The organism is Sorangium sp. So ce119, from assembly GCF_051524405.1.
Lineage (GTDB): Bacteria > Myxococcota_A > Polyangia > Polyangiales > Polyangiaceae > Sorangium > Sorangium cellulosum_G.
Window position 1 is genome coordinate 94,665 of record NZ_CP150310.1, and the last position, 26,053, is coordinate 120,717.

Sequence of the window (26,053 nt, forward strand, 5' to 3'; positions counted from 1 at the left end):
CGATCTCTGGGGCGAGCGACCGCGTTGTCCACGCCGGCCGAGCGGCGCCCGGCGCGGAGGACGCTTATCGGCCGGGAAGAGACGGAAGACGCCGAGAGGAGGTCAAGCCACCTCGGCCCAGCACCTCGCCAGGCGGCGCACGCCCTCGTCCAGCTCCTCGTCGCGCGACACGGATGAGAAGCACAGGCGCAGGGCGAACGGCCGGACGGCGCCGCTCGCCCGGAACAGCGAGCCCGGGTCGAAGGCGACGCCGTGCTCGATGGCGGCGGCCAGGAAGAACGCCTCGTTCGGCTCGGCGTCGGGCTCGACCCAGATCGCGAATCCGCCGGCCGGCGCCTCGAACCGCCAGCCGGGCAGGTACCGGCGGAGCGCCTGCTCCATGCGGGCGGCCCGGCGTGCGTAGAACTCCCGCAGGCGCACGAGCCGCTGATCGAAGTCCTCGTTGCGGAGGTAGTCCTCGAGGATGGCCTGCGGCAGGCTGGCGGCTTGCAGATCGGCGGCCTGCTTCAGCTTGAGGACGTCGGCCCGGAGCGCCCGCGGCGGCACCAGCCAGCCGACGCGCAGCCCGGGGCACAGCGTCTTCGAGAAGGTCCCCACGTGGAACACGCGATCGGGCGCCTCGGCCAGGAGCGGGCGCGGGGCGGCGCCGTCGAAGCAGAGATCGGCATAGGCGTCGTCCTCGATGATGGGGCGGAGCGTCGAGAGGACCTTTGCGCGCTCGTGAGCCGACAGCCTGCGTCCGCGCGGGTTGGAGATCGCGGGCATGAGGTAATAGGCGTCCGCGTGGCTCCTGTCGTCGACGACATTCATGCCGAGCGCATGGAACAGATCGATCGCGCCGGGGTAGCTCTCGGCGTCGACGCCGATCCTGGCGCCTGGCCCGCGGACCATCTGGGCCGCGAGGGACACGGCCTGCTGCGCGCCGCTCGTCACGATGATGTCGTCTCGGGCGACGTTGGCGCCGCGCCGGCGGAGCTGCCCGGCGATCCAGGAGCGCAGGTCCTCGTCCCCCTCGGGCCAGCCGTACTGGAGCGCCGGGCAGCTCGGGGTCTGGAGCGCGCGCACGAACGAGGCCGCGAGCTTCGAGCGCGGGAACTCCCCCGGCGCGGGCAGCCCGCCGGCGAAGCTGATGAGGCCAGGCGTGTCGGCGGCCCGCCGCTTCAGCATCTCGAACCCGTCGAGGCCGAACCGCGGCCCGCTCCGCGGCGGTTCGCTCGGTGTCGGGGCCGGCGATGGCCGGGTGTGGGACGATGGAGGGGAATTGAATGCGAGCGCGGTGGCGTTCATAAATCGGGATCCGAGCGGAGCCCATTCAAGGATGGTGCCGTCTGCGCTGTCCGTCTCCAGACGGAGCGGACGACCTCGTGAACGGCCGCAGGACGTAATTGCCTGGAAAATTGGTTACACGGGCGCGACCTCGGACGAGCGAGGGCGTGTGCAGGGTGTGGCGTGAGTGCGCGCCGTGTCAGCCTGCCACGGGGCACCGCCGGGCGCGCGGCGGCGCGCCGGACGCGTGACACGCCCTGGAAAACCAGATGTCATGGTCGGGCGGACCATGGATATGCCCGGAGCTCCCTGTCCGGAGCTCGCTGCGCTTCGACGTCTCGCGACCGAGCAAGCGAGATGTGGGCCATACGGCCGAACCTGACGACAGCGACCTCATGCGCGGTGGTAGGCGCGCATGGCCCGGATTCCAGGAGATCCGGGAGGAGCGCGTCAGACCGGGGAGGTGAACGTCAGGGACGTGCCGAGCGGTTCCCGGCCTGACGGGTGCGAGGGCTACGGCTCTGTGCCCCAGGCGAGCTCGCCGTCGCGGTAGGCGGTCATCTGCTCCCAGGGCGCGAAGGCGGTCAGCGTGGCGTCGAAGGAGTAGTCGTTGGTCTGCATCATGGTTTCGTAGGTCGCGCTGTGGATGCGGATCTGCACCTCTCCCGACGTGGCGCCCGGGGCGAGGTTGCCGGCGGCCGAGGAGAAGCTGAGCTCGAGGTAGCGGTCGGCCTCGGTGCCAGACGTCGTGGCGACGGTCCGGGTGATGCCGTCGCACCCGCCGGGGATCGGCGTGAAATCACATTCGCCCACGAACGCCGATGTGGCGCCGTCGGCCGTGAACCAGTAGCGGATCGTCACGTCGCTGAGGGCGATGGCCTCGTCTCCGGTGTTCCTGACCTGGACCCTGAACGACAGGCCCTGGACCCTGGCGGCGGTCTCTCGGACGGCATACCGCACCTCGAGCTCGCCCGTGGGGCCGCCGCCGGTGGAGGCGCTCGTGGTGGTGCTCGTGGCGCTACCGCCGCCGCCGCTGGACGCGCTCGTGGCGGAGCTGGCGGAGCTGCTCGCCGTGGTGGAGCTGACCGAGCTGCTCGCCGTGGTGGAGCTGACCGAGCTGCTCGCCGTGGTGCTGACGGAGGTGCTCGCCGTGGAGCTGACCGAGGTGCTCGCCGTGGTGCTGGTGCCATCCGCACCGCCGTCGCCTCCAGCCCCGCCGGCGCCGCCGAGTCCCCCGGCCCCGCCGTCGCCGCCGGTGCTCGCGGAGCTGCTCGTCGCGGAGCTGCTCGTTGTCGACGCCGTGGAGCCCGCGCTACCCGAGCCGGAGGAGGTCACCCCCACCGAGCCGGAGGAGGTCACCCCCACCGAGCTGGAGCTGGCGACGTTCCCGCCCCCCGCGTTCTCGCCCTCCAGATTCTGACCTTCGGCGCACGCCGCGAGCACCAGGAGGGAGACGGCAGAGAGCGTGATGGACGTCGTAGGGCCGAGCAGAGACGCACACCTTGGCATCGGTCGCATCTTGATTACTCCTGCGAGCGCCCGACCAGGTCCGAAGGTCGAACGGAAAGAAGTTGAGACCGGCAGTTTAGCCAGATCCACTTGGCACCAGCAAGAGGTTTGCGTAGGAACTTTCTGCTGGTGCCAGAACGCTTTGCCACCTGAGTTCGGCGCGAGTTGCGCGTGTTTCGCGCTACGCGGACGTTGCCGGCGACATCGAGGACTTCTCCCTCTCTGGTGTCCGCTGAGCCCGCCTCACGCGTCTTCCAGGGGAGGCGGCGCGTGGAGCCAGTTGAGCTCGGAGTCATCCATGAAGCGCGTCTGCCACTGGGCGGGTCTATCCCAGTCGCGAAACGAGAGCACCGCCTGGAAGAACGCCTCGCCCGTGCGCTTGCCCGGCGCCTCGATCAGCGCGTCGGCGAGGCGGAGGAGATCCTCGGGCTTCTCGGGCGCGTCCGTCACGAAGGCCCTCACCCACTTGTGGTACGGATACAGGATGCGGTTGTGCGCCAGGATCAGCCGGTATCCGAAGAGGACCGCGCGAGCAGCGGCCCAGCTCAGGAGATAGCGGTTGTCGTGCTGCTCGGCTGACTCGACGTAATAGCGCATCGCCTCGAGCTGGGCGATGAAGCCCTGCATCTTGTGAGCGCGCTCGTGCTCCGGGTACGTCGCGATCGCGCGCACCAGCTCGTCCACCCTGTCGATCTCCGGGCGCCGCGACCACGCGACCATCGCGCCAAGGAACGCCGCGCGCGCCGGCTCGCTGCCGCGGTCACGGACCTTCCGGAGGAAGTCGTGGGTGACGATCTTGCCGTCCACGTACCCGCCTGGATAGTCCACGAGGCCTTCGTCGCTGGCGCAGTAGACCAGCGCGCCGGTCGCCCGGCGCCGCTCGTGCTCCTCGTCGGTGACAACCCAGCAGAAGTCGACGTCGGACGTCTCTCTCCCCAGGCCCTTCGCCTGGGAACCGCCGATGATGATCGCCACGGAGCACGGGTCCGCGCTCAAGCGCTCGACGAGGCGCGAGACGGTCCGGAGATGGTGCGCTTGGAAGTTCGGTTCTCGCATCGAGGCCACTCACCCTTCTTTCACCGGGGAAGTCCGCCGCCCGGAAGCTCACCGTACGGTAGCGCCGGCGCCGAGAAATTTCTCGGGTCGATGAGGGCGATGTCGCCGACGCTGGCGACGCCCGCGGTGACAGCACGCGTCATGCCTCCACGGGCACCCAGCTATGGACGGCAAGCTCCAGTGAGGGTATAGGTCGGGCCCGCCGCAGTTCACGTTCAGGGGAAAAGTTCATGAAGACCAATGCGATCAGCGGTCGACTGGGCGCGTGGGCCCTGAGTGCCCTCGTCTTGGCCTCGTGCTCTCAGAAACAAGAGGGCGCGGGCGACAAGGGCTCGGCCGCGGGCGACAAGGGCGCAGCCGCGGGCGACAAGGCCAGCAAGCCGGCCGAGATCAAGATTGCTCTCCTCCTCCCGGAGTCGAAGACGGCGCGCTACGAGTCCAAGGACCGCCCCTTCTTCGAGGCCAAGATCAAGGCCCTCTGTCCGGAGTGCCAGATCCTCGCGAGCAACGCGAACCAGGACGCGTCGCAGCAGCAGGCCCAGGCCGAGGCGGCGCTCACCAACGGCGCCCGCGTGCTCGTCCTCGACGCGGTCGACAGCGCCTCGGCGGCCGTGATCGCGACCAAGGCCAAGGCCCAGAAGGTGCCTGTCATCGCCTACGACCGCCTCGTCCCCGGGACGGACGCCATCGACTACTACGTCTCGTTCGACAACGAGTCCGTGGGCAGGCTCCAGGGCGAGTCGCTGCTCACCGCGCTCGGCAACAAGCCGACCGCGCGCGTGGTGATGATCAACGGGGCGGCGACCGACAACAACGGGATGCTGTTCAAGAAGGGCGCGCACGGCGCGCTCGACGGCAAGGCCCAGATCGTCAAGGAGTACGACACGCCGGACTGGAGCCCCGACAAGGCGCAGGACCAGATGACCCAGGCGCTCACCGCGCTGAACAACCAGGTCGACGGCGTGTACGCGGCCAACGACGGGACCGCCGGCGGCGCGATCGCCGCGATGAAGGCCGCCGGCATCAAGCCCCTTCCGCCCGTGACGGGCCAGGACGCCGAGCTCGCCGCCGTCCAGCGGATCCTCCTCGGGGAGCAGTACATGACGGTGTACAAGGCGATCAAGCCGCAGGCGGAGGCCGCGGCGGTGATCGCGGTCCACCTCGCCACGGGCAGGCCCGTGCCCACCGACATCACCGGCGGCAAGACGGTCGACAACGGGAAGAAGGACGTCCCCTCGGTGCTCCTCGTGCCGCTCGCGGTCACCAGGGAGAACCTGAAGGACACGGTCATCGCCGACGCCTTCTGGTCGAGCGAGCAGATCTGCACGAACCAGTACGTCGAGGCCTGCAAGGCGGCGGGCATCCTCTAGGCCGGAGCTCCCCGGGGCGCCCCATGAGCACTGCGCAGCGAACTCCGATCCTCGAACTTCGCGGCATCAGGAAGCGATTCGGCGCGGTACAGGCCCTCTCGGGGGTCGATCTCGAGGTCTTCCCGGGCGAGGTCGTGGCCCTCGTGGGGGACAACGGGGCCGGCAAATCGACCCTGATCAAGACCATCGCGGGCATCTTCCCGCCCGACGGCGGCGAGCTGCGGTTCGCCGGGCAGCCCGTCGCGCTGCGGGGGCCCAAGGACGCTTCGCGGCTCGGGATCGCGACCGTGTATCAGGATCTCGCGCTGTGCGACAACCTCGATGTGGTCGCGAACCTGTTCCTGGGCAGGGAGGAGATCGACCCTGTCTCGCGGACCATGAACGAGGAGCACATGGAGCAGCGCGCGCTCCAGGTGCTGAGGACGCTCAACGTGAACATCCCTGTCGTCCGCACGCCGATCGCCGCGCTGTCGGGCGGGCAGCGGCAGTCCGTGGCCGTGGCGCGCGCGGTCATGGGGGAGGCGAAGCTCGTCATGCTGGATGAGCCCACCGCCGCCCTCGGCGTCGCCCAGACCCGGCAGGTCCTCGAGCTCATCACGCGCCTCAAGCAGCAGGGGCTGGGCGTCCTCGTCATCAGCCACAACCTCGCCGACGTCTTCCAGGTCTCGGACCGCATCGTCGTGCTCCGCCTCGGCCAGCTCGCCGGCGTGTTCGCCACGAGCGCCGCCTCGCGCGAGCAGGTCGTCGGCAGGATCACCGGCGCGGACGTCGCGGAGCCACGGAGGGCAGGGTGATGGGTGTTTCGGGACAGACCGGCGAGATGGCGGCCCCCGCCCCGCCGGAGGCGGGCAGCCTCTCGGCGATCGCCCGGCGCCTGCGCCAGGGGGACGCGAGCTCGCTGCCGGTGCTCCTCGGGCTCGTCCTCATCTGGGGCATCTTCGCTTCCCAGAACGAGAACTTCCTCTCGGCGCGCAACCTCACGAACCTGGTGCTGCAGATCGCCGCGATGGGGACGATCTCCGTGGGGATCGTCCTGGTCCTGCTGCTCGGCGAGATCGACCTCTCGGTCGGCGCGGTGAGCGGGTTGAGCGCCGCGGTGATGGCGATCCTGAACGTGCAGCACGGGGTGAGCCCGGCGCTGTCGCTGCTCGCCGGGGTGGCGACCGGCGCGGCGATCGGGCTCGCGCAGGGGCTCTGGTTCACGCGGTTCCGGGTGCCGTCGTTCGTCGTCACGCTCGCGGGGCTCCTCGCGTGGCAGGGCGCCCTGCTGTGGGTGCTCGGCACGACGGGCACCGTGAACGTCTATGATCCGCTCGTCTCGGGGCTGGCGGGGACGTTCCTGTCTCCCGCGCTCGGGTGGGCGCTCGGCGCTGTGTGCGTCGGGATGGTGATCGTGGGCCAGGCGATGACCTTGCGGCGCCGGGTCAGGGCCGGGCTCCCGCCGCTGTCGATGGGCGCCATGGCGGCGCGCGTCGCGGGGGTGCTCGCGCTGGTGCCGGCCGTTGTCGGCCTGCTCAACGCGGACCGGGGGGTGCCGCTCGCGCTGTTGCTGCTGCTCGGCTTCGTGATCGGGTTCGACCTGCTGCTCCGGCGGACCCGGTTCGGGCGGCACATCCTCGCGGTGGGCGGCAACGCGGAGGCGGCGCGGCGCGCGGGGATCCGCGTGGACGCGATCCGCGTCGCCGTGTTCACGCTGTGCGGGGCGCTGGCGGCCGCGGGGGGCATCCTGGCCACGTCGCGGCTGCTCGCGGTCAACCAGTCGTCCGGGGGCGGCGACGTGCTGCTCAACGCGATCGCGGCGGCCGTGATCGGGGGGACGAGCCTGTTCGGGGGGCGAGGCACCGTGTGGTCGGCGCTGACCGGCGCGCTGCTGATCGGGTCGATCTCGAACGGGATGGACCTGCTGGCGCTGCCGTCGTCGGTGAAGTTCATGGTCACCGGCGCGGCGCTCCTCGCGGCGGTGACGATCGACGCGATCGCGAGGTCCGGACGGCAGCCGGCCGGGCGGGGCTGAGCAGGGCGGCCGGGCGGGGCGGCGGGACGGGCGGCGTCAGGCGGCGCTGCCGAGGGGCGAGGCCTCGAGCCGCGCCTTCTCGGCGAGCAGCAGCTCGGTGAAGACGGCGATGAAGATCTGCCGGGAGAGCGGCCCGAGCACGCGGCCGACGAGCGGGAGCGGGATCTCGAAGCGCGAGGTCCAGTCGACCTCGGTGCCGTCGCCGCGCGGGGTGAAGCGGAGGCGGGAGCCGTGGTGGCGGAGGGGCTGGGTGCTCTCGAGGATCTGGTAGTCGAAGGAGGAGGGGCGCTCGAAGGCGGTGATCTCCTCGACGTAGCGGATCCGCTTGCCGGCGCGCACCTCGCGGAGGGCGCCGAGGCCGTTGCGCTCGGTGAGGCCCGGGCGGATGACCTTGGTGTGGGTGCTGGACCCGGAGCGGAGGAAGCTCTCGTGGTCGGCCACCGCGTCGAAGACACGCTCGACGGGGGCGTGGATGTAGACGTTCACGTGGACCTCTTCCATGCGGCGACCATCGCATGAATCGCCCCGAGCGAGCACGGGCCGCGGAGACGGCGTGGCCTTGCCAACCACGCCCGCATTCCTATAGTGAGTGAGCACTCACTCACTTCAGGGAGGTACGCCATGACGGAAGCGTTGGACGCGCTCGTGGTCGGCGGGGGGCCGACGGGGCTCACCATGGCCGGGGAGCTCGCCAGGCGGGGGCTCACCGTGCGGATCGTCGACAAGGCAACGGCGCCGCCGCCGGATCACTCGCGCGCGCTCGCCGTGCAGACGCGCACGATGGAGCTCTTCGGCGCCATGGGGCTCATCGACGCAGCCCTCGCGCGCGCCCGGCGCGTCGAGGGGCTCAACGTGCTGCTCGCGAGCGGACGGCGCGCGCGGCTGCCCATCTTCGATTTTCCGGAGCTGGCCACGCCCGTCCCCGGGGTCTTCGTCATCCAGCAGTTCGACACCGAGAACGTGCTCGCATCGCGGCTCCCCGGGCTCGGCGTGAAGCTCGAGCGCGGCGTCGAGCTCGCCTCCTACGCGCAGGACAGCGACGGCGTCACCTGCACGCTCCGCCGGGCCGACGGGAGCGCCGAGCAGGTGCGCGCGAAGTGGCTCCTCGGCTGCGACGGCGCGCGCAGCGCCGTCCGCAAGGGCGCGGACATCGCCTTCGAGGGCGACACCTACGACGACCACTGCGCGCTCGGCGACCTCGTCATGGACTGGCCGCTGCCGGACGGCGAGATCTACCTCAGCCCCTCGCGCCGGGGCGTCGCAGTAGCTTTTCCCGTGCCCGGCAGCCATCGGTTCCGGATCATCCTCATCCGGCCGGAAGCGCCGCCGGCGCACGGCGCCCCGCCCTCGCTCGAGGAGTTCGAGGGCATGATGCGCGAGATGATCCCGGTGCCCTTCCAGGTACAGAAGGCGATCGTCCTCTCGCGCTACCGGCTGCATCACCGCGTGGCCACGCGGCTGCGCGACGGGCGCGTGTTCCTCGCCGGAGACGCGGCGCACATCCACAGCCCGGCCGGCGGGCAGGGGATGAACACCGGGATCCAGGACGCCTACAACCTCGCGTGGAAGCTCGCGGCCGTCGAGCAGGGCCGCATGCCCGCGTGGGTGCTCGACACCTACGAGGCGGAGCGGCTGCCCGTGGCCCGCCGGCTGGTCGCCTTCACCGACCGCCTCTTCGGGGCCCTGGCCGGCCACGGCCCGGTGGGCCGGACGCTGCGCGCTGTCGCGCCGCGCCTCGTGTCCCGCGCCTTCGGCGTCGCCGCCGTGCAGCGCCGGATCGTGGGGTTCGTCTCCCAGCTCAAGATCCGTTACCGGAAGAGCCCCCTGTCGGTGCAGATCGGGACCGCGCCCGAGCGCGGCCCGCGCGCCGGCGACCGCGCGCCGGACGTCGTGCTGCGCGACGAGGCAGGCGAGCAGGTCCACCTCTTCGACGCGATGCGCGGCCTCGGATCGACGCTGCTGCTCTTCACCGGCCGGCAGCCGGCAGACGGCGCGGCGCGCGAGCGCGCCCGGCAGCTCGCAGCGCAGCGGAGCGGGCCGGACGTGAAGGTCCTGCTCATCGGCGCGCGCGCGGACGGCGGAGGGTACGCAGACCCCGACGGGCGCGCCCACGCGGCGTACGGCGTCGAGACGGCGGCCGCCGTGCTCGTCCGGCCGGACGGCTACATCGGCGTGCGCAGCGATCCGCTCGACGAGCGCGAGCTCGGGCGGGCGCTCGACCGGATCTTCACCCGCAGGGCCGACGCCGCCCAGCGCTGAGCAGAGAGGACGCCGATGAGCCGACGCGCGCGATCGAGCGACACATTGACCGAGGCCCAGAAGAAGATCGTCGAGGCCGCGGTGACCGCGTTCGCGGAGCAGGGCTTCCACGGGACCGCGACCCGGGACATCGCGCGGCGCGCGGGGGTCGCGGAGGCGACGATCTTCAAGTACTTCCCCAGCAAGAGGGATCTCCTGCTCGGCGTGCTCGGCCCCGCGATCGAGCAGCTCGTGGGGCCCGCGATGGCGCGGTCCATGGATCCGCTCTTCAACGCGACGTACCCGAGCTTCGAGGCGTTCCTGCGGGCGCTCCTCGCCGAGCGCATCGCCTTCGTGCGCGAGCACCCGCGGCTCGTGCGCATCCTCGCGCAGGAGCTGCCGTTCGACGCGGAGCTGCGGGTCGGCGTCATGAGCCGGGTGTACGCGCCGTTCCTCGCGAAGGGGCTCGCGCTCATCGAGCGCTTCCAGCGCGAGGGGCAGATCGTCGACTGGCCGCCGCCCCTCGTCCTCCGGTGCGTCGCCTCGACGTTCGCGGGGTACATCCTCCACCGCGTCTTCGTCGCCCCCGACGCGGCGTGGGACGACGAGGTCGAGGTGGAGCGGGTCATCGCCTTCGTGATGCGCGGCCTCTCGCCCCGCCAGCCGGCGTGACGAGCGCGGTGCCGGCGGGCGCGGTGCCGGCGGGCGCGCGCGCTGACCGCCCGGCGGTCAGCTCGTCGTCAGCAGCGAGCGGAGCTGCGACGGCGAGACCTGGTAGTCCTTGCCGCAGTAGTCGCAGCGGATGTCGAGGACCTTGCCGTCCTCGACCATCTCCTCGATGTCGCTCCTCGGCAGGCTCGCCAGCGTGGTCATGACCCGGAGCTCGCTGCAGCGACAGCTGAAGCTGAGCGGCGAGTCGTCGAGCCGCGAGAACGGCATGCCGTGGAGCAGCTCCTCGAGCAGCACGTCCGCCGAGGCGCCCTCGTGCGCGAGCACGTCGTCGAGGCGCTCGAAGTCCTTCAGCCGCTCGGTCATCACCATGAGCGGGCCGCGCTCGACCTCGGGGAGGAGCTGCACGAGGTACCCGCCGGAGGCGCCGACGCCGTCCTCGCCGAGGAGCGTCGCCACGGCGATCATCGAGACGACCTGCTCGGACTCCTGCATGTACGCCATGAGGCCGCCGGAGATGCCGCCCGCGGCCGGGACCTCGACGACCCCCTGGTGGAGCATGCCGTTCGGCAGCGTGCGCATGACCTGCAGCAGCGACCCTGCGCCGACCTCGACGGCGCTCCCGTCGGCGGCGCCCTTGCCCAGGTTCACGAGGCCGCGGCTCGTGCCGTCGGGGTGCGAGTCGGCCACGAGCGTCCCGTTGCCGGACGCGCCCTTGATGATCGCCTGCACCCGCAGGGTCGGCGCCATCGCCTCGCGCACGAGGATGGCGCCGGTGATCAGCTCTCCGAGCCGCTGCGCGGTCGCGCCGGAGGCCGATTGCACGGCGATGGCCCCGCGCACCGTCTCGGTGGTCAGCGCGGTGATGACGCGAAAGGCGCCATCGATCGTGATGGCGCGAACGACGGAATCAGAAGGTCGGAGCAAGATGCACTCTCCCGTGAAAAAATATCGTTAGGCCACGGACGGCGGATGGCAACCCGCGGCGCATCGGGCCCGGGGGGTTCGTGGGGGCCGCGCCCGTCGGGCGGGGCAGCGAGGGCCGGGCGCAACGTGGTTGGGGCCAGGCGCACCCTCGGATGGGCTCGCCCTCGCGTGCAAGGTTCTCGAATAGTTCAGTGTTTCCGTTGACTTGCGACACCGGCGCCCCCGCCGGCTCCGCGTCGGGGGCGCCGTCGAGGAGGCGCGCTCAGCTCCGGCGGCGCCGGTGCAGCGCGGCCGCGCAGGCGCCGATCGCCAGCAGGGCCCACGGCGCCGAGCGGCCGCCGTCGTCGTCCGCGCCGACCGTGCAGGCGCAGCCGCCGCCTTGCACCACGACGCCCTCGCCGGGCGGCGCCGTGGGGCACGGGCCGATCGACCCGTCCGGAGCGCGGCAACCGGCGACGCACTCCTTCGTGGCCTGGTCGCACACCATCCCGGGGCCGCAATCGCTGTCCTCCTCGCACACAGGGGGCACGTCGTCCGAAGGGTCGTTCGGATCCCGCTCGCCCGCGTCGACCACGCCGTCGTGGTCCGCGTCCTCCTCGCCGTCGATCGCCCCGCCGCCGTCCGTGTCGGCCACCGTCGGATCGGTCGTCGTGTCGCCGCCGTCGCCGTCGGGCACGCACGTCTTCACGTCGGGGTTGGTGTCCTCGTGCGAGCAGTCCTTGCCCATCTCGGTCCCGTCGAAGAGCCCGTCGCCGTCGCTGTCGGGATCGCGCGCGTTGATCTTCCCGTCCTCGTCCGTGTCGGCGCCAGGCTCGATCTCCTCGCCGTCGATCACCCCGTCGTCGTCCGTGTCGGCGTCGTCCGGATCGGTGCCGAGCTCCGTCTCCTCGCTGTTCGAGAGCCCGTCGCCGTCGCGATCGCCGCGATCGTCGCCGGCGTTGTTCGGATCGGTCTCGGCGCTGCCCTCGTCGACCGTGCCGTTGTGGTTGAGGTCCTCCTCGCCGTCGACGACGCCGCCGCGATCCGTGTCGGGATCCACCGCGCTCGTGGTCGAGAGCCCGCCGTCCGCGTCCGGCGTGCAGCGCGCCGCCTCGGGGTCGGTGTCCGCGTCGGCGCAGTCCTTCCCCGCCTCGGTGCCGTCGAAGAGCCCGTCGCCGTCGCTGTCCGCGTCGAGGACGTCCACGAGATCGTCGCCGTCGCCGTCGTCGCTCGGGTTCGGCTCGTCGCCGTCGAGCAGGCCGTCGTTGTCGGTGTCGCGATCCGCCGGATCCGATCCGAGGAACACCTCGAGATCGTCGCTCAGCCCGTCGCCGTCGGCGTCGGCGTTCTGCGCGTCGTCGCCGCCGTGGCCCGCGCTCGGATCGGTCTCGCCCGCCTCGATCGCGCCGTTCAGGTTCGCGTCCTCGGAGCCGTCGGTCGCGCCGCCCCGGTCGCTGTCGCGGTTCACCGCCGACGTCGTGACCGCGCTGTCGGCGTCCGCCGTGCAGTGGCCGGCCGCCTCGTCGGTGCCCGGGCCGTCGCAGCCGAGGCCGATCTCCGTGCCGTCGAAGAGGCCGTCGTCGTCGCTGTCCACGTCGCGCGCGTTGACGAGGCCGTCGCCGTCGGTGTCGTCGCTGGGGTTCGGCTCCTGCCCGTCCTGCACGCCGTCGTCGTCGGTGTCGGCGTCACCCGGATCGGTGCCCAGCGTCTCCTCGAGATCGTCGCTCAGCCCGTCCTCGTCCCCGTCGTCGTTGCCGCCGTCGTCGTCGCCGTGGCCGCGGGTCGGGTTGGTCTCGCCGTTGTCCGCGACGCCGTTCAGGTTGGCGTCCTCCGAGCCGTCGGTCGCGCCGCCGTTGTCCGAGTCCGCGTCGAGCGGCGACGTCCTCGTGGCGCCCGCGTCCGCGTCGGCGACGCAGCGCCCCGACGGCGCGGTGCCGGGACCGTCGCAGCCCAGGCCGAGCTCGGTGCCGTCGTAGAGGCCGTCGTCGTCGCTGTCGACGTCGAGCGGGTTGATCAGCCCGTCGCCGTCCGCGTCGTCCGCCGGGTTCGGCTCGCGCCCGTCGCGCACGCCGTCGCCGTCCGTGTCCGCGTCGTTCGGGTCCGTGCCGAGCGCGGCCTCGAGGCCGTCGCTCAGCCCGTCGCCGTCGCTGTCCGTGACCAGCCGGTCGTCGGCGTGCTGGCCGGCGCGAGGGTCGGTCTCGCCCGCGTCGACCATGCCGTCGAGATCCGTGTCCTCCGAGCCGTCGGTCACGCCGCCGCGGTCGGTGTCGGCCTGGAGCGGCGACGTCTTGCTCGCGCCGGCGTCGCCGTCCGGGGTGCAGTGGCCCGCCGCCGCGTCGGTGCCCGGCCCGGCGCAGCCGAGGCCGAGCTCGGTGCCGTCGAAGAGGCCGTCGTCGTCGCTGTCGATGTCGAGCGCGTTGATCAGCCCGTCGCCGTCGTTGTCGTCGGTCGGGTTCGGCTCGGCGCCGTCGCGCACGCCGTCGTCGTCGGAGTCGGCGTCGGTCGGCGACGTGCCGAGGTACTCCTCGAGGGCGTCGCTGAGCCCGTCGCTGTCCGCGTCGGCGTTCTGGTTGTCGTCGGCGCCTTGCCCGGCCGTCGGATCCGACTCGCCCTCGTCGAGCACGCCGTTCAGGTTCGCGTCCTCCGAGCCGTCGGGGACGCCGCCGTTGTCGGTGTCCGCGTCCAGCGGCTCGGTCGTCGTCGCCCCGCCGTCGCCGTCGGGCACGCAGTGCCCCGCCAGCGCGTTGGTGCCCGGCCCGTTGCAGTCGGTCAGGCCGATCTCCGTCGCGTCGAAGAGGCCGTCGTTGTCGCTGTCGACGTCGCGCGCGTTCACGAGGCCGTCGCCGTCGGTGTCGCGGTCCCAGAGCTGCTCGTCGCCGTCGGCGACGCCGTCGTCGTCGGAGTCGGCGTCGTTCGGATCGGTGCCGGCGTCGATCTCGTCGCCGTCGCTGAGGCCGTCGCTGTCGCTGTCGACGAGGATCGCCGTGGGCTGCGCGCCCGGCGCGGCGCCGTCGCCGTCCGTGGGGTACTCCTGGGCGGCCCCGCCCTCCGGGCTCTGCCCGGTGACGGCGGCCTGGTTCACGATCTCGCCGTCCGTGCCCTCGTCGATGGTGACGCGGAACCGCACGGTCGTGGTCTCGCCGACGCCGAGCGACCCGCCGCTCGCCGCGCTGGCGCCGCTCCCGAGCCGGACGCGGATCCTCCGGGAGCCGGCGATGTACTCGCCCTCGTCGTCGCCGGCCGCGTCGGTCACGCCGCCCGCGTTCGGGCCCGTCGCGATCTCGAGCGAGCCCGCCACGTACGTGACCCCGGCGGGCAGCGGGTCGTTCAGCACGACCTCCGCGGCCTCGTCGTCCCCGGTGTTCGCGACGATGATCGTGTATTCGAGCGTGTCACCGGGCGTGACGCCGCCGCCGTCGAGGTCCAGGACCGACTTGCTCGAGGTGGAGAGGTCCGGCAGGAGCGTCGGCACCGACGTGACGATGCCGCCGAGCAGGTAGCTGTCGGCGCCCGAGACGACCGCGCCGATCTGCGCGTCCGTGTCGCCGGCCCGGAGCAGATCGGGCGGGACCTGGACGACGTCGATGTCGATGCCGCTCATGCTCTGCGGCCCGCCGGTGAGCCGCGGCAGGTCGCCCGCCGTGGACGCCGGCGCGCCGAGGAAGGAGCGGGAGCTGTTGAAGAAATTGTTCGCCGGGTTCTGCGCGTCGAACAGCGCCGTCCCGTTCCACTCGAGCGCGTCGCCGGTCGAGCTGTCGCCGTCGTAGCCGATGACGCCGAGCTTCGCCGGGCCCGCGCCCGAGGGGACGACGAACCCCGAGATCGTCCAGCCCACCGTCGCGCCGTCGATCACCGGGTCCAGCCCGTCGAAGATGGAGAGGTTCCGCGCGGGCGCCGTCGTCTGCTCGTAGAGCACGACCATCCACCAGCCGGCGAACGTGAACGCCTGGTTCGCGCCGTTGAGGGGGAACGCGTTCAGGATGCCGCTCAGGCGATAGGCCCCCGCGCCGCGCGCCTGCACGATCGAGGTGACGTCGGCGACCGCCTGCGAGTGCGTGAGGCCGGTGAGCGCCTCGCCCGAAAGGGTGCCCGTCACCTCGGAGGCGAAGGTGCCCGGTCGATCCAGGGTCACGCTGAGATCGGCCGTGCCCGAGGAGCGGCTCACCGCCCAGTAGAGGTAGGCGTGCGTCACCCGCGCGCCCGCCGGGAGGCTGAGCACCGCGGTGCTGCGGGCCGCGGAGGGAGATATCGTGTTGTTCGCCTCGGCCTGCCCGGCGAGGGGGCTGTCGGACCGCCAGTAGATGTCGGGCGCCGAGTCGCTGAGCGTCGCGCTCGTGCCGCACGCCCCGACCGTGCCCAGCGTCGGCGCCGGCGTGGTCGAGGCGCAGTCGTGCGCGAGCGTGTTGCCGATGAGGATGAAGTCGCCCCGCTGCGCCACCTGGACCCGGTTGAACGGAGCCGCGCTCGCGGTCCCCGAGAGCGCCCCGAGCAGCGCGGCGCTGGTGAGCCCCGTGTATGCCAATCGCTTTGCCATCGAAGCCTCCAGCCCTATTGCTGCTTCTTTGCCTTCTCGACGATGTTGAACTGGACGCGCCGGTTCTTCTGGCGCCCCGCCTCGGTCTTGTTCTCCGCGATCGGGACGTCAGGCCCGTACCCCTTGGCCTGCAGGCGATCGGCCGCGATGCCGCGCTCGACGAGCGCCCGCTGCACCGACTCGGCGCGGGCCTGGCTCAGCTTCGTGTTGAACTGGCGCGTGCCGCGGTCGTCGGTGTGGCCCTGGACCTCGATCTTGAGGATCTCGGGGTGGTCCTTGAGCACGCCGGCGACCTCGTCGAGCAGCTCGTCGCTCACCGGCCGGATGGTCGCCTTGCCGGTGTCGAACTGCACCTGCTGGAGGATGACGATCTCGGTCTCGGTCACGCGGACCGCGACCGGGCACCCGTTCTGCTTCGGGTCCTCGTCGGCCTTGCCCTTCTCGTTCGGGCAGGCGTCCTTGTCGTCGCGGATGCCGTCGCCGTCGGTGTCGCCCGGGCAGCCGTTCGTCGCCGGATCGGTCGTGGCGACGCCGGGGATCTCCGGGCACGCGTCCGAGGGATCGGGGATCGTGTCGCTGTCGCGATCGGGCGGCGGCGGGCAGCCGTTCGCCTTCGGGTCGTCGCTCGCCGGGCCGGCCTGATCCGGGCACGCGTCGACGTCGTCGGTGATGCCGTCCTTGTCGCGATCCCCGGGCGGCGGGCAGCCGTTCTTCTTCGGGTCCGGCGAGGCGACGCCGGCCACCGCGGGGCAGGCGTCGACGGCGTCGAGGATGCCGTCGTGGTCCGCGTCCTTGGGCGGCGGGCAGCCGTGCTTCGCGCGATCCGCGCTGCCGACGCCCGCGACGTCCGGGCAGGCGTCGTCCGCGTCGGGGATGCCGTCGCCGTCCCGGTCCTTCACGGGCGGCTTCACCTCGGGCGAGTAGGCGATGAGGGCCGCCGCGCGGAACGACGGCGTGCCGACGCCCGCGGTGAGGCCGGGGCCCACGCCGAGCCCGGCCTCGAAGTCGTCGGCGAAGCGGTAGCGCCCGCCGAGCAGGGCCTCGAGGTTGGTGGTGCGCTGCTGGACGTCGGAGACCGTGACCGAGCCGGTGATCTCCGGCCCGATCTGCAGGCGCCGCTCGTCGTCGAGCAGCAGCCCGACGCCGGCGCCCCAGTGCACCATCATCCCCTGCTCGACGTTGGCGAACTGCCGGGTGGACCGGAACTCCGGCCCCGCGGCGAGCGACCACACCGCGCGATCGAGGTGGCCGCCGAGGATGAGCTGGGGCCCGCCGCGCACGCTGCCGTCGCCGGAGTACGCCTCGGGGCTGCCGGTCGGCAGGAACACGTGGCCGGCGATGGCGATCTGGAACGGGTCGAAGTAGCCGCCGTAGAGCGTCGCGCGCGCGCCGAGCCGGAGGTCACCGAGCGCGCTGCTGGACGGCTGCGGAAGCACGGCCCCCGAGGCGGCCCCGCCGTCGCCGGACTGGAGCGCGAGCGGCAGATCGACGTTCACGGTGAGGTGCTTCCAGAGGGAGAGCGAGGCGTTCAGGTGGAGCAGGAGCTGGCTGCCGACGACCTTGCCGGCGTCGAACTCCTCGTTTCCCGACTCCCTCCGCAACACCAGCGGATCCTGGGCATAATCGCCGAGGATCATGATGTGGGGTGATGTGTCTCCTGCTGTGTAGGCGGACGGGACTCCGAACATCCTGTCGCCGGCAGGCGCGGGCTGGAACCTGTCGAGCGCGAACCCCTCGGGTCTCGCGGGTTCCTGCGCCTCTGCGCGCGCCGCTGCGCCGAGCAGGCACAGCGCCGCCGCGAGCGCGGCCGTCGGATGGGTTCCCTGTGTACGAGCCGGCATGGGACGAGGTCGCCTCCTTGCGTGAAGGAACAGCAAGTCCCGGGAGTATCGACCGAAACGGGCGCGGCGTTCAACGTTTCGCGGGAAGGAGCTCGGCGCCGTACGGATTTCCCGCATGGATCTCGGGCGGACCGGCGCCGCGAGGCGGCCGCGAGTCACGCGCACGGCACGGTTGCTACCGGCCAGCAGCAGCGGTAGAGCGGCCACCCAACCCCGCGGCACGCGTTGCTCGCGGCACTCGTCAGGAGGCACCCATGGCCCGCGAACCGAAGAACTTCGACCATCTCCTCGGCGGCAACGCCAAGGGCTTGAGTGATCTGCAGCTCAAGGCGCATTTCACCCTGTACCAGGGCTACGTGAAGAAGCTCAACGAGATCTGGGAGCAGCTCGGCAAGGCGGACCGCAGCGCGCCGAACTACTCGTACAACGCGTACAGCGAGCTCAAGCGTCGCGAGCCTGTCGCCTTCAACGGCACGGTGCTGCACGAGCTCTACTTCGAGAACATCGGCAACGGCTCGACGCAGCCGAGCGCCCAGGCGAAGCAGCTCATCGAGGCGTCGTTCGGCAGCCTCGATAACTGGCTGGCCGACGCGAAGGCGTCGCTCCTGAGCGCCCACGGCTGGACGGTGCTCGTGTACGACTATCAGGAGAAGAAGCTCCTGAATAACCTCGTCCGGACCGAGCACGACGTGGGTCTGTTCGCGAACACGCATATCATGGTCGCCATCGACGCCTGGGAGCACGCTTACTTCGCGGACTACCAGACCAAGAAGGCGGACTACGTGGCCAACGTGCTCTCCGGCCTGAACTGGGACGTCATCAACGCGCGCCTCCAGCAGGTCGGCGGCCACCAGTAGGCCTGGTCACACGGCGGGGGCGCGCGCCCCCGCCTCCCCACCGGGCCGGGCAGCTCGGCAAGACCCCTCCTCGACTCCCCCCCAAGCCTGGCGCTCGTCGCGATGTGCCCTTGCCGCCTGGCTCCTGTAGACTGCACGCGACAATGAGCAAGGCCCCACCGAGCTCCCCCGGCACCGGGGAGGAGAGCCTCATCCACGTCCGCCGGATCCACAGACGCGACCTGAACCGCGTTTGGGAGTTTCTCAAGAAGGTGTTCCGCGACGTGAACCGGGAGACGGTCGAGTACCAGCGGCCACGCTCGAAGAAGCGGTTCCTGGAGGTCTACGAGGAAGAAGGCGTCGAGCAGCTCCTCTTCGAGGTCCGTCAAGGGGAAGTCCAGGAGATCGTCGGCTACGCCGAGTGCGCGTTCGAGATCACCGGGACCGACAACTGGATGAACGAGCGGTACTTCACGAAGCACGACATGCGGCCGCTCTTCGTCGAGGAGCTCGCGGTCCACCCCGAGTACCAGGGCCGCGGCGTCGGCGCCTTCATGCTCGAGCAGCTCGAGCACCTCGCGCGCATCCACGGGTGCACCCACCTCGTGCTCGAGGTGGCCGAGAACAACATCGGCGCGCTCAGGTTCTATCGAAAGCGCAGCTTCTACCGGCTCGACGCCGCGATCTTCATGGCGAAGAAGGTCGCCGTCGACTCCGAGCTCCTGCCGCCGCGCGCGCTCAAGAAGCCGCGCCCGCCGGAGGAGCTCGGCGCGCCCGCGAAGCCGAAGCGCTCGTCCAAGCGGGCCGCGAAGGGGCGCGGCGCCGACAAGCGGTCGGGCCCCCCGCCGTCGCAGCCGCCGGAATCATCCCGGCCGGACGCGCCGGCCGGCGCGACGCGCGAGCCCCCCGCCGAGGCGGGCGCGACGGCAACGAGGCTGATCCGCCCTGTGCCGGAGCGCGACGGAGGCGCGTCGTCCTGAGCCCGAGCGCGGCGCGACGACCGCGCCGCGCCGCGCGACGTGGGCGCGCCCTCAGAGCTCGACCGTGCCGTGCTGGCGCAGGGTCGCGGGCAGCGACAGCGCGTGATCGATGCAGGCGCGGATGTCGTCGAAGCTCGACAGCCCGTACCAGAACACCGTCCAGTTCTCGTTGCGGTAGCTGCCCTCGGCCTGCTGGAAATACCAGGGGTTGATCTCGTTGCCGTTCCGCGCGCGCCAGAACAGCCGCGGGTTCTCGCTCTTCATCCGCGTCCAGAGCGAGCCGCCGATCCCCACGCCCTGCGCCTCGTTCGTCACCGCGAACTTGTCGAGGTACGGGGTCGACGGCGCCTTCTCCTTCGCGTCGAGCGTGAGGATCGCCGTCGCCCGGTACGAGTCGGACAGGTAGATGCGGTAGAACGGCTTCTTGTCGAAGTAGTGCTCGTCGAGCTTCCGCTCGAAGCACGCCTCGAGCAGATCGCGCAGCCGGTCGCGGTCGATGCCGTTCAGCGTGTCGTGCCGCAGGATCCGCTCGCCGCGGCGGACGAGCGTGCCAGAGCCCGTGTGCGTGAAGAGCTCCTTCGCCAGGTGATCGGGCGCGGTGATCGAGACCGACGAGGTCGCCGGCAAGCCGTCGAGCAGGAGCTTGATCTCCTGCAGCTTGAGCCGCATGCCGTCGGTCAGCCAGGGCTGGGCGATGAGGCCCGCGTAGTCCTCCTGGAGGTTGACGGCCGAGATGATGCGCCCGTGCTCGTCGAGGAGGCCGCCCGCGCTCGTGAGGAAGATCATCTTGAACGGCTGCGTCGCGAGCGCGAGCTCGCGCGCGGCCACGTCCGCGTTGATGTTGACGATCTGCCCTCCCGGCGTCTCGCCGAGGCAGGCGAGGATCGGCAGGTGCCCCGCGCGGAGGCTGGACCTCACCGCGTCGACATGGACGCGCTCCACCCTGCCGACCAGGCCGAGGCGCCCCTCGTCCAGCAGCGAGGCCTCGAAGACGCCCGCGGTGATCGGCCGCGTGCGCGTGCCCATCTCCTCGAGCGCCTCGACGAGCCGCAGGTTCTCGCGGAGGAAGACGCGGCGCGCGACCTCCAGGATGCGCGGCGTCGTGACGCGCAGCCCGTCGACGCGCTCGGTCGGGATGCCCGCCTCGGCGAGCGCCCTGTCGAGCTGCGGCCCGGCGCCGTGGATGACGATCGGGTACAGGCCGACCTGGTTCAGGAACACGAGCGAGGTCGCGAGCGCCTCGAGGTCCTCATCGAGGATGGCGCCGCCCACCTTGATGACGGCGAACTTCTGCTGATCGACCGCCGCGTACTGCTTCAGGTACTGCTCGACCTCCTTGCGGCTGCCGAGGTTCCTGAGCAGGCGGACGATGACGTCTTGCGTCGAACCCATCGTGGTCACCACCCGTTCGCCAGCAGGTCCATCACGGCCTTCTGGACGTGCAGCCGATTCTCGGCTTCGTCGATGACCATGGAAGCGGGCGAGTCGATCACCGCGTCCGTGACCTTGACGTTGCGCCGTGCCGGGAGGCAGTGGGAGAAGAGCCCCCCGGCGGTGAGCGCCATCTTCTGCTCGTCGACGATGAAGTGCTTGTGCTTGTCGCGGATGGGCTTCTCCTGCTCCCAGCGCCCGAAGTACGGAATCGCGCCCCAGCTCTTCGCGTACACGACGTGGGCGCCGCGGTAGGCGGACTCGATGTCGTAGGTGATGGTGAGCTTCCGCCCGTTGTCCGCCGCGCTCTTCCTTGCGGCGTCGAGGTAGCGGTCGTCGAGGTGGTACTCCTCGCCGGGGCAGAGCAGGGTGACATCCATGCCGAGCTTGGAGGCGATGAGGACGGCGGAGTTGGCGACTGCGGTGTTGAGCGGGCGCGGGTGGTACGTCCAGGTGAGGACGAACTTCTTGCCGTCGAGGCGGCCGAGGCGCTCCTTCATGGCGAGCGCGAGCGCGAGCTCCTGGCAGGGGTGGGTGATGGTCTCCAGGTTGATGACGGGCACGGTCGCGTGGCGGGCGAAGCTCTGGAGCACCTTGTCCTGGCGATCGTCTTCCCAGCGCTGGAACCTGGGGAACGCGCGCACGCCGATGAGGTCGGCATAGCGCGAGAGCACGCGGGCGACCTCCGCCACGTGCTCCTCGGGCTCGCCGTCCATCACGGCGCCGTCCTCGAACTCGATGGGCCACGCGCCCCGGCCGGGCTCCAGCACGACAGCGTGGCCGCCGAGCTGCCGGATGCCGACATCGAAGGAGGTGCGCGTGCGCAGCGACGGGTTGAAGAAGACGAGCGCGATGGTGCGATCCTGGAGGCGCGGCTCGATCGGCCGCCGCTTGAAGCGCTGCGCGCGCTCGAGGAGGCCCTCGATCTCGGCGCGGGTATAGTCCATCGTGGTCAGAAAGTGCCGCATCGGATGCCTCCTCGTCCGGACACGCGTGGAGCGGGCGCACGCATTGGAGCAATCCTGGCGGCGATGTCAACGACGCACGCGGGCGCGCGCGCAGCGGTCGCGCCGAGTCGAGCGCCCGGTCCGCGCGGCGGCCGCGCTGCGCGGAGGAGCGGGGCCGGCGCTCCGGAGCCGGCCGCTGTCGAGGCGTGTCCTCCACGGTGCGCGCGGGGTGGGGAAGGACAGGCGCTCTGGATACCAGCTCTCCCGGGAGAACTCAGGATTGCACGCCTCGATTTCAGGAACGAAAGGGGGACGACGAGCTCCTCAAGAAAATGCGCGGAAAACCAGGTGTCATCCCCTGGCCCGCATCCTGCTAATCACGTAGGGCAGAGCGCCCGTGACGGTTTCCCCCCCCTCCGTCGAATGGGCGCTCTTTTTTTTGTGCCCGTGCGGCGGTGTCGCGCGAGCAGGGGTGTTCCGATGACGCTTGTCGTGATCCTCACGGTGCGGTGCGAGGCGCTCGACGCGTTCCGCGCCTACGAGAGGAAGGCCGCGGCCGTGATGGCCCGGTATGGCGGCGCGATCGAGCGGACCGTGGTGACCGCGCCCGATAGCGCTGGGCTCCGCTTGAAGGAGGTTCACATCGTCACCTTCCCTGACGAACAGGCCTTCTCGGCGTATCGTCGAGACGGCGAGCTCGGGGCGGTGGCGCACCTGCGGGACGCGTCGGTCGTCGAGACCGAGATCCTGCGCGGGGAAGAGGGCCCGGACTACCACGCTGCCCCTGGCTGACGCAGGTCGCGGCGGAGCGCTGCGCTACGGCTGCTCCGGCGGCTCGGCGATGCACGCAGTGGCCACGAGCTCGAACCCGACGCGCTCGTAGACGCGGGCGACATCGTCGTTCTGGGCGGACAGGAACACCGTGCGATGGCCGGCGTCGAGGGCGTGGCGGGCCAGGATCGCGGTGACCGCGGCGGCGAGCCCTTGCCGGCGGGCCGCCGGCAGCGTGCCCACGCCGACGATCTCGGCCACGCCCTCCGCGTGCTGGTAGCTGCCCGCGCAGAGCGGACCGGTGAGGGCGCCGCGGCGACCGCGGGCGGCGGCGTGCACCAGCGTCCGCTCGGCCAGCGACGCGCGCCACGAGGCCGCGTGTCCGGCCGGGAGCGCGGCCGCGGTGGCGTCACGCTCCGCCGGTCCCGCGGGGCCCGTTGCGGTGCTGAGCGCGCCGAAGGCGACGAGCGCGACGGCCTGAATGGCGGCGAGATCGGGATCCTCGGCGGTGACGATCGACAGCGAGATGTCCGCCGGCAAAGGCACCTGGACGGGCTCGCCGGAGAGCACGAGCAGCGGGCAGCGACGGACGTACAGGCCGGTGGCCTCGGCCGCGGCGTCGAGCCCCGGGGTGGTCTCCTGCACCCACTCGAACGCCTCCGGGACCGAGAGCTCGCGCTGACGCGCGCGCACCGCGGCCACGTCGTCGGCCGACACGGGGCCGGGGTGGCCGAGGGTGGGACGGGCATAGTAGGGCCAGCCGTCGCCGCGGCGGGCGAAGAGGGTCAGCGGTCCGTGGTCCTCGGCGTCCGCGTGCCGTCGAGGGACGGCATCGTAGAACCGCTCGAGGGTGGCGAGGAGGGTGCTCATGGGCTGACGAGCCGCGTGGTGGACTCCGGGGTGCGCGCCTCCGCGACAGCGCCTCGCGGCGGGCGTGCGCGGAGGGCGGTGGGCTCGGGGGAGGGGAGGTGCGTCTCTGCCATGACAGCCGAGGGCGATGCGATGCTGGTAATGGAGAACGGGGGTCCTGTCGAGGGAGACCAGCGCTCCTGGCGCGGGGCGTCCGTCGGGGTCGCGGAGCGTCCGTCGGGGTCGGCGTGGTGCTGGGGGATCAGTCGGTGCCGCCGCCAGGGCCCGGACTGGTTGCGTGGCAGTCGCTCGGACAGTTGCAGTCGTTCTCGCCCGCGCCGCAGGCGCCGTCGCCGCACTTCGCGCAGAGGTGCGCGTCGGGCGCCGTGACCACGCACTGGCCGTCGACGCGATCCATCGCGGGGATGCGCGCGAGCCCGGGGCAGCAGACAGTGAACGATTTGCCGGACGCCATCGCTCCTTCCCCCGAGCAGCGCGAGGCGAGCTCCGCGCACGAGCCATCGGCCTGCTGGACGTAGCCGGGCAGGCAATCGCACTGCGGTCGCCGGGGGCGGAGCACCGGCACCGTGCCGGCCGGCCCTCTCGGCCCGAGCTGGACTGATGTCTCGGTGGGAGAGCGCGGCGGCGCGGCGCCGCCCGGGCCCGCCGCCGGCGGGGGAGGTGTGGGAGGTGGGGGAGGGGAAGCGACCTTGCCGTCGGGCGTCTGGGAGGCGATCGGGATCCAGTCGATGACCTGCCCGTCCGGCGTGACGGTGGTGGCCACGATGTTGCGGCGGGAAGGCCGCAGCGTTCCACCCGGCGCGCAGGGGTCGTCGGCGCCCGGGCCAGGGGGACCCACGGGGGCCGGCTCGCTGGCGGCGCAGCCCATCGAGAGGAGGAGCAGAGAGCAGAGGAGCAAGGCAGGCGCGTTCATGGGCATGAAACACGGGAGCCTACGTGATCTTACGGCGAGCGCGCTGAATCACGGGGCTGGGGAGTGAGCTCCTTCAGGCAATGGCAACGACGACGAGCCGATAGGGGAGCATCGCGACGTACCGAGCGGAGCCGGAGGAGCTGCGTCAACGCTCGGTCAGGCAGTCGTCGAGCGTGGGCGAGGTGAGGACGCGCTCGGTCCACCCTTCGATCTGGCCTGCATCGGCGGCGCGGACGCGCGCCACGACCGGCTCGGGCAGTTCGCCGAAGCGCAGCCGAAGCTGCTTGAGCAGCGTGCTTCGCTGCCCCGCGAGGCGGCCCTCCCGCTCGCCCGCCAGGCGGCCCTCTCGCTCGCCCGCCAGTCGGCCCTGCTCGCGAAGGTAGTCTGCGATGGTCACGATCTCCTCCTCGGCCTCCGGCCCCGCCGCCACGAGCAGCCGCTGCAGCAGCTCCCTTGGCTGGGCCGGGTCGGCGATGTTCAAGATATACCGCCACACGCGCGACAGCGCAGCCCCACCGCCGGGCGCGCCGCGCACCTCCCGGACCAGCTCGTACCAGCCCGACAAACGCGCCACCAGCTCGTCCGGGCGACGGGCGTGCCGGAAGCACCAGAGCACCAGCCGAGTTCCGGAGATGTCAGCGCAGTGATCTGGAATTGCGATCGACGGCTTGCTCTGGCTGGCACGTCGGAGATCGCTTCCCGGGCAGCCGCTCGGCCCGACTCCCCCCGGTTGCGGCGTTCTGCGCCGCGCTTGCCGCCACGCGGCTCCGGTTCTGCCATTCGGAGCTGCTCCCCACCCCCACCCGGCATCGGTTTCGCCGTTCGAGCCCGCGGGTGGCGTCACCCGGCCCCGGTTTCGCCGTTCGAGCCCGCGGGTGGCGTCACCCGGCCCCGGTTTCGCCGTTCGAGCCCGCGGGAAGCGTCACCCGGCCCCGGCTTTGCTCCGGTCGCTGCTGCGCCGCGAGTGCCGGCGGTGATCGCGGCATCACGCACCGGCGATCGTCGCCGCCTCTCCCAGCATGCGGTCCCGCTCGTCGGGACCTTGCTGAGCCGCTTGCGACGCGCTCCGTCGTCACAACGATTCCAGGCTCCGTCAACCCAACACCCTCTCGCGAAGGAGCACTCGCATGGGCAACACCAATATCGGAGAGAACCGCAGCTACGGCGCCGCCGTCCTCGATCGGTTCGGCGACGTCGCCGTCCCTGCGCCGGTCAGGCCGCACCTCGCCGCCTTCAAGCAGGCGCACGCCGAGTACGAGGCGGCCGCGGCGCGCGCCGACGCCGCGCGCGACAAGCGCGACGCCGCGCTCGACGCGGTGGGCGCCGCCGACGACACGTTCGACGAGAGCGTGGGTGCGCTCGCCGACAAGACCGTGGGCGCGGGCCTGGGCAAGCGGCAGAACCCGTTCGCCGGTTACTCCACGCACTCTCCCAGCCAGCTCACGTCGCTTCCGTACGCCGCCGAGCCCAGGGCCGCCCGCGAGCTCGTCGCCGCCCTCCTGAAGAAGAGGCCGCCGAGCGATGTGGCCAGGGCCGCCGCGAAGCTCGTCAAGGACACCGCGGCGCTCGAGGAGGCGCTCTCCAGGCTCACCAGGCCGCAGGCCGCGCTGGCGAAGGCGCTCGCGGATCGTGACGCCCTGCTCCCCGCATGGATCAAGGCGCTCCGGAAGCTGAAGAAGCATGCTGCGGCCGCGTGGGATGAGGACGAGGGGACCTACAAGGCCCTGTTCGCGCCGCTGGGCGCCGTGCAGGCGCCGAAGAAGCGGCGCCCCAGGGCGAAGCCGGCCGGCGCGAAGCCGGCCGACGCAAAGCCGGCGGACGCGAAGCCGGCGGACGCGAAGCCGGCGGACGCGAAGCCGGCCGACGCGCCCTTGGCCGCGCCTGCGCCGGCCTGACGGGCTC

General features: G+C 71.7%; 22 protein-coding genes. 10 read left to right on the forward strand and 12 right to left on the reverse strand.

The genetic code is table 11. The features are described from left to right. Positions 1-102 precede the first annotated feature (102 nt). Complete coding sequence (locus WME76_RS00350) at positions 103-1,167, reverse strand: PLP-dependent aminotransferase family protein (protein ID WP_437958237.1); 1,065 nt, start codon at positions 1,165-1,167, stop codon at positions 103-105. A gap of 612 nt (positions 1,168-1,779) precedes the next feature. After that, positions 1,780-2,226: a cellulose binding domain-containing protein gene (locus tag WME76_RS00355; protein WP_437958238.1), complete on the reverse strand. Its 447-nt coding sequence runs from the start codon at positions 2,224-2,226 to the stop codon at positions 1,780-1,782. A 13-nt stretch (positions 2,227-2,239) separates the two neighbouring features. On the opposite strand from WME76_RS00355, the gene WME76_RS00360 reads away from it, so the two are divergent. After that, positions 2,240-2,686, forward strand: a complete 447-nt coding sequence (locus tag WME76_RS00360) for a hypothetical protein (protein WP_437958239.1) — start codon at positions 2,240-2,242, stop codon at positions 2,684-2,686. Between the two features lie 332 nt (positions 2,687-3,018). Here the strand turns inward: WME76_RS00360 and WME76_RS00365 are convergent, their stop codons facing one another. After that, a complete protein-coding gene (locus tag WME76_RS00365; RefSeq protein WP_437958240.1) occupies positions 3,019-3,831 on the reverse strand; it encodes a nucleotidyltransferase domain-containing protein in 813 nt (270 codons plus the stop codon). 230 nt (positions 3,832-4,061) lie between these two features. Between WME76_RS00365 and WME76_RS00370 the strand changes: the two genes are divergently transcribed. From WME76_RS00370 to WME76_RS00380, 3 genes are read left to right on the forward strand one after another with little or no spacing between them, the layout of a single operon-like run. Next, positions 4,062-5,201, forward strand: coding sequence for a sugar ABC transporter substrate-binding protein (locus tag WME76_RS00370; RefSeq protein ID WP_437958241.1), 1,140 nt, complete (start codon positions 4,062-4,064; stop codon positions 5,199-5,201). Between the two features lie 23 nt (positions 5,202-5,224). Continuing rightward, positions 5,225-5,995, forward strand: a complete 771-nt coding sequence (locus WME76_RS00375; protein WP_437958242.1) for an ATP-binding cassette domain-containing protein — start codon at positions 5,225-5,227, stop codon at positions 5,993-5,995. Next, a complete protein-coding gene (locus WME76_RS00380) occupies positions 5,995-7,215 on the forward strand; it encodes a sugar ABC transporter permease (RefSeq protein ID WP_437958243.1) in 1,221 nt (406 codons plus the stop codon). The genes WME76_RS00375 and WME76_RS00380 overlap by 1 nt, the downstream gene beginning before the upstream one ends. 36 nt (positions 7,216-7,251) lie before the next feature. Here WME76_RS00380 and WME76_RS00385 read toward each other — a convergent pair whose 3' ends face one another. Beyond that, positions 7,252-7,716 carry an SRPBCC family protein gene (locus WME76_RS00385; protein ID WP_437958244.1) on the reverse strand — a complete coding sequence of 155 codons (465 nt, stop codon included), beginning with the start codon at positions 7,714-7,716 and terminating at the stop codon, positions 7,252-7,254. Positions 7,717-7,836: 120 nt separating this feature from the next. Here WME76_RS00385 and WME76_RS00390 point away from each other — a divergent pair, with 120 nt between their 5' ends. Further along, positions 7,837-9,474, forward strand: coding sequence for an FAD-dependent monooxygenase (locus WME76_RS00390; RefSeq protein ID WP_437958245.1), 1,638 nt, complete (start codon positions 7,837-7,839; stop codon positions 9,472-9,474). A 15-nt stretch (positions 9,475-9,489) separates the two neighbouring features. Next, positions 9,490-10,125, forward strand: a complete 636-nt coding sequence (locus WME76_RS00395) for a TetR/AcrR family transcriptional regulator (RefSeq protein ID WP_437958246.1) — start codon at positions 9,490-9,492, stop codon at positions 10,123-10,125. Positions 10,126-10,182: 57 nt separating this feature from the next. Here WME76_RS00395 and WME76_RS00400 read toward each other — a convergent pair whose 3' ends face one another. From WME76_RS00400 to WME76_RS00410, 3 genes are all read right to left on the reverse strand, one after another. Beyond that, positions 10,183-11,049, reverse strand: coding sequence for an Hsp33 family molecular chaperone HslO (locus tag WME76_RS00400; RefSeq protein ID WP_437958247.1), 867 nt, complete (start codon positions 11,047-11,049; stop codon positions 10,183-10,185). Positions 11,050-11,311: 262 nt separating this feature from the next. Then, positions 11,312-15,562 carry a hypothetical protein gene (locus WME76_RS00405; RefSeq protein WP_437958248.1) on the reverse strand — a complete coding sequence of 1,417 codons (4,251 nt, stop codon included), beginning with the start codon at positions 15,560-15,562 and terminating at the stop codon, positions 11,312-11,314. Between the two features lie 14 nt (positions 15,563-15,576). Further along, the gene (locus WME76_RS00410) at positions 15,577-17,403 is read right to left on the reverse strand and encodes an OmpA family protein (RefSeq protein WP_437958249.1); all 1,827 of its coding nucleotides are present in this window, start codon (positions 17,401-17,403) and stop codon (positions 15,577-15,579) included. Between the two features lie 254 nt (positions 17,404-17,657). Here WME76_RS00410 and WME76_RS00415 point away from each other — a divergent pair, with 254 nt between their 5' ends. Then, the gene (locus tag WME76_RS00415) at positions 17,658-18,260 is read left to right on the forward strand and encodes a superoxide dismutase (RefSeq protein ID WP_437958250.1); all 603 of its coding nucleotides are present in this window, start codon (positions 17,658-17,660) and stop codon (positions 18,258-18,260) included. A 143-nt stretch (positions 18,261-18,403) separates the two neighbouring features. Next, positions 18,404-19,219 (forward strand): GNAT family N-acetyltransferase, encoded by an 816-nt coding sequence (locus WME76_RS00420; RefSeq protein ID WP_437958251.1) that lies wholly within the window; start codon positions 18,404-18,406, stop codon positions 19,217-19,219. A gap of 51 nt (positions 19,220-19,270) precedes the next feature. Here the strand turns inward: WME76_RS00420 and WME76_RS00425 are convergent, their stop codons facing one another. After that, a complete protein-coding gene (locus WME76_RS00425) occupies positions 19,271-20,611 on the reverse strand; it encodes an acetylglutamate kinase (RefSeq protein WP_437958252.1) in 1,341 nt (446 codons plus the stop codon). Positions 20,612-20,616: 5 nt separating this feature from the next. Next, complete coding sequence (locus tag WME76_RS00430) at positions 20,617-21,618, reverse strand: N-acetylornithine carbamoyltransferase (RefSeq protein ID WP_437958253.1); 1,002 nt, start codon at positions 21,616-21,618, stop codon at positions 20,617-20,619. Positions 21,619-22,077: 459 nt separating this feature from the next. Between WME76_RS00430 and WME76_RS00435 the strand changes: the two genes are divergently transcribed. Continuing rightward, complete coding sequence (locus WME76_RS00435) at positions 22,078-22,389, forward strand: hypothetical protein (RefSeq protein WP_061614599.1); 312 nt, start codon at positions 22,078-22,080, stop codon at positions 22,387-22,389. A 24-nt stretch (positions 22,390-22,413) separates the two neighbouring features. Here WME76_RS00435 and WME76_RS00440 read toward each other — a convergent pair whose 3' ends face one another. The 3 genes from WME76_RS00440 to WME76_RS00450 all read right to left on the reverse strand — a co-directional run bounded on the left by WME76_RS00440 (position 22,414) and on the right by WME76_RS00450 (position 24,632). Continuing rightward, entirely contained in the window at positions 22,414-23,238 is an 825-nt protein-coding gene (locus tag WME76_RS00440; RefSeq protein WP_437958254.1) for a GNAT family N-acetyltransferase, read from the reverse strand. Between the two features lie 241 nt (positions 23,239-23,479). Then, positions 23,480-24,157: a hypothetical protein gene (locus tag WME76_RS00445; RefSeq protein WP_437958255.1), complete on the reverse strand. Its 678-nt coding sequence runs from the start codon at positions 24,155-24,157 to the stop codon at positions 23,480-23,482. Between the two features lie 139 nt (positions 24,158-24,296). Next, positions 24,297-24,632 carry a hypothetical protein gene (locus tag WME76_RS00450; protein ID WP_437958256.1) on the reverse strand — a complete coding sequence of 112 codons (336 nt, stop codon included), beginning with the start codon at positions 24,630-24,632 and terminating at the stop codon, positions 24,297-24,299. 646 nt (positions 24,633-25,278) lie between these two features. Here WME76_RS00450 and WME76_RS00455 point away from each other — a divergent pair. Beyond that, entirely contained in the window at positions 25,279-26,046 is a 768-nt protein-coding gene (locus tag WME76_RS00455) for a hypothetical protein (protein ID WP_437958257.1), read from the forward strand. Positions 26,047-26,053 lie beyond the last annotated feature (7 nt).